Source organism: Salicola sp. AFF1, assembly GCF_056783195.1.
Map to the genome: position 1 here is coordinate 1 of NZ_JBXAYL010000068.1, position 2,960 is coordinate 2,960.

Annotated in this window: 4 protein-coding genes; all 4 read left to right on the top strand. The window is 49.6% G+C overall.

Going from position 1 to position 2,960, the window contains the following annotated elements; genetic code table 11:
* Positions 1–120, top strand: a 120-nt coding sequence (locus AC1RQI_RS16500; RefSeq protein WP_481905680.1) for a transposase, incomplete at its 5' end; no start/stop codon positions are given.
* 206 nt (positions 121–326) lie between these two features.
* Entirely contained in the window at positions 327–995 is a 669-nt protein-coding gene (locus tag AC1RQI_RS16505; protein WP_481905705.1) for a DUF4145 domain-containing protein, read from the top strand.
* Between the two features lie 49 nt (positions 996–1,044).
* Positions 1,045–1,617, top strand: coding sequence for a hypothetical protein (locus AC1RQI_RS16510; protein WP_481905706.1), 573 nt, complete (start codon positions 1,045–1,047; stop codon positions 1,615–1,617).
* 470 nt (positions 1,618–2,087) lie between these two features.
* The gene (locus tag AC1RQI_RS16515; RefSeq protein WP_481905707.1) at positions 2,088–2,813 is read left to right on the top strand and encodes a hypothetical protein; all 726 of its coding nucleotides are present in this window, start codon (positions 2,088–2,090) and stop codon (positions 2,811–2,813) included.
* The last annotated feature ends 147 nt before the right edge of the window (positions 2,814–2,960 follow it).

Below are 2,960 nucleotides of genomic sequence, written 5' to 3' on the forward strand. Positions count from 1 at the left end.
ACCAAGCGCCTTAGCCGGTTCAGTTTGCGCGGCAAGCGCAAGGTCCAGGGCCAATGGCAGCTCTACTGCCTGGTGCATAACATCGAGAAACTGGCCAATTACGGGCAGTTGGCCGCATGAAGAGGCGCGTCCGGAATGTAGCCTGTAGAAGCCGGCCATGATGGGTCTTTAAGGACGTAGAAGTAATCCGGAAAGAACCGGACATCGGAACCGGGAAGAAATCGAGCCAGCGACTACGCTGGTGAAATGAATCAGTAGGAAGGCTGTGGGTGAACCCGGAAGCGAGTTTTTCTACAGTCTCGTTAGCTGTAAATAGAGGTTTATCAATGAGTAATGTCGACAAGGAAGTGGTGAAGGCTCATTGCAATAGCTGCCTCCAAGAAACAAATCACTTTGTCATAGCCCGTAGAACGCAGAGCGGAAGCGAGACGGCAGATTCGAGCGATCCTTTATGTCGGGAAAAGATTACGTGGTGTACTACATATTCGATGTTGGAATGCTGCGGCTGTGAAGATATCTGCCTCCAAAAGGTTTTCGATTTTTCTGAGTGGGATGGAGTCGATATTAACTATTTCCCGCCGCAAACATCTCGCGCGGTTCCCAAGGATTGGCTTAATCATTTACCTGAAGAAATGGGTGACTTGCTTCTTGAGGTCTATATTGCCCTGAACGCTGATAGCAGAAGGCTCGCATTGATGGGAGCGCGGGCCTTGGTAGATTTATACATGAGTGAGAAGCTAGGGGATGTTGGCGGTTTTGCCAAAAAGTTAAAAAAACTCGAAGAAGAAGGCTTCGTCAGCAAGGTTAATAAAGAATACTTGGAAGCTGCATTGGAGGCCGGCCACGCGGCTGCGCATCGTGGCCATGAGGCAAAAGCAGCCGAAGTTTCTCATGTAATGGATATAGTTGAGAATCTGCTGCAGAACTATGTTCTGGAAAAAGGAGCTGCTGCGTTGCGGGCGGCTACCCCTCAACGGGACCGAAACAGCAGCTAACCAGGGGCTGCAGCGGACCGCTGATCTCCACCGTTAGGCTCAAGGGAATATGACCGAAGATCAAGAGCGTACGACACGAGAAGTCATAGATACTCTGAGTGAAGATTGCGATCGATGTCATTCAGAGTTAGTAGAGGCTATTGATGCTGGGCAAGAAGACGAAGACGGTGGGGTGACCGCTAATTACGAATACCACGCACGGCAGCTCATCAGGGCAATATTTGCATACCTAGAAGCGGTTACGTTTTCGGTAAAAGCATGGTCTGCTAATCATTGCATGGAGAACGAGATTCCAATAACGCCTCAGGAAAGATACTTTGCTACAGACACGGAATACGAGATAAATCAAAAGGGTGAAATCGTTGAAGCTGCCGCAAAGATTTCGCTTTCTAAGAATATTCGTTTTGCCATTGCTATGAACAGAAAAGCCCACGGAATAGAAGTTCCCTTCGACGCTTCAGTCGAATGGTGGTCGTGCTTAAAGCAGGCAATAAAGGTTCGAGATCGGCTGACTCACCCTAAATTGCCTGGTGACCTCGACGTTTCAGGCAATGATATTATTAACGCGCTGAAGGCACGGTCCGGCTTCGAAGATGAGCTTCTTCGGTTCGGTCAAGCCTAACAATGCGGTCAACCGGACGCCAAAAGCGTGCCGCTTTTGGTTCCCTCCGCTGGCGCTCCGGCGCCGGTTACCTCAGCGTTATAGGTACGGCAGCAAGGAATGACGCTGATGCGAAACATGGAGTTTATGGGACCCAATCGAATTTTTGCTTCGGTATGGCTTGTCTTAGCCGTTTTGCTTGCTATCAGCTCTCTGTTTGCAGTTTATGGTCCGGCTCCCTTTATCGTCCCAACACTTGTGGGATTGTCTTGGGTATTATTTTTGATGGGAATACAGCGTACCGAAAGGTTCGCGCTCTCATGGAGAAAATACTGGGTTTTAATGCAGAGGTCAGGGGTTGTTGTTGCCTTCCTGGCGAGTGCTGGGATAATACTAAACAGTACGCTATAACCAGCGGCTGTACGGCGACCGGCTTTACGGCGCTGCGCGCCTCCAAGCCGGCGCGTAAGCCGTGCCGTTAGATTTCAAAGATGATGTTTTCCAACGATTCACCGTTTCTAAATATTCCACACGCCCTAGATGCAAGACAGGCGCTGTATATCGATGGTTTGAGGCACGCAGCGCAAATAGCAGATCTGGCGTACCGTCGATTGTGTTCAGGGCTCACAGAGCATGTGTTTTCATACTGCAGGAATGAAACGCCTAGCGAATTTACATACCTGTATTTGGACGCTTGGGCATTTATCGACGCGACGGATAGATTCAGAAGCCTTTGGAAAATGCAACCTGGTACAAAATCGATGCCCGCTCAGTATGCACCGGCTACAGTGCAGGAAAAGCTTGAGGGAATTCGGCAACTGAGGAATGTTTCAGCCCATATCGCACAAAAAATAGATCAGATAGTGTCTTTAAAGTCCTCAGTTCTCGGGTCGCTTAGCTGGGTCACTGCAGTTAGTCACACACCACTTGTAGTTAAAACTTGTTTTATCCGACCTGGGGTGATGCCAGCAAAAGTTTCAGATCAGCTGGCAATGCCAGCCGGCCGTGTAGACTTCGTCAACGAGTCGGGGTGGATAACTATGAATGCTGGTAAACATAAAGTCGTGCTCTCTGAGGCATATACTGTACTTATCGAACTTGTGAATTATGCGGAGCAAGCACTCTCTGCCGCATTTTCTGATCCTACGTTCGAAACAAAGCGTCCTGCGGATATGTTCGGAATGGCCGAGCTTGATACAGGCAAGCACGACTATTGAAATCTAATCGGGTAGCCGGGGGTATCTAACCCCCAACCCCCACAACACCCTGCATGCGGCTCCGCACAGCGCGTTTCACCGGCAATGGTGAAGCTTGATCCAGCCATCACGCAGCGAGACCAGTCCCTCGGCTTTCAGAAAGTCATT